This is a genomic window from Bacillus sp. JJ1474 (assembly GCF_036965225.1).
Lineage (GTDB): Bacteria > Bacillota > Bacilli > Bacillales > Cytobacillaceae > Cytobacillus.
The window spans coordinates 5,787-6,208 of record NZ_JBALPC010000158.1 but is presented as its reverse complement, the minus strand read 5'-3'; the positions used below and the strand labels follow the sequence as shown (position 1 = coordinate 6,208).

General features: G+C 36.5%; 1 pseudogene. It reads right to left on the bottom strand.

Annotated elements, in window-relative coordinates:
- Positions 1–203: 203 nt before the first annotated feature.
- Positions 204–422: pseudogene (locus tag V7164_RS18155) on the bottom strand (pyridoxamine 5'-phosphate oxidase family protein); the annotation flags it as partial.

Below are 422 nucleotides of genomic sequence, written 5' to 3'. Positions count from 1 at the left end.
CCCGTTCGTAATATAAGGTCAGCCAGATATTTCTGGTTGAAAGCAGGAAAGAGCATACTATTAATAAAAATGAGACGGTTATATTTTCTTTTATTAAATTAGTGCTTGATTTTCATGATAATCGCTTACAACTGTTGGGAAATTATCAGTCAATATTGTGGCTACTGAAACGTATGATTAAAAGTTTTAGGCGCTATTCCATATTAATAAAGCCGGCTTTTATAGCCTTCTTGTAACTCCTTTGCTACTTGATCAGCAGAAACATTGGGTATTTTTGAGTGAGCCACCAACATTTGAGGAACCGATGGAAGATTCTCTTTTGCTAACCACGATTCTGGGTTCCACATATTTGATCGAATGAAAGCTTTAGCACAATGTGCAAAGCACTCCTCTACCTCTACTAAAATTCCAAATAGAGGGGA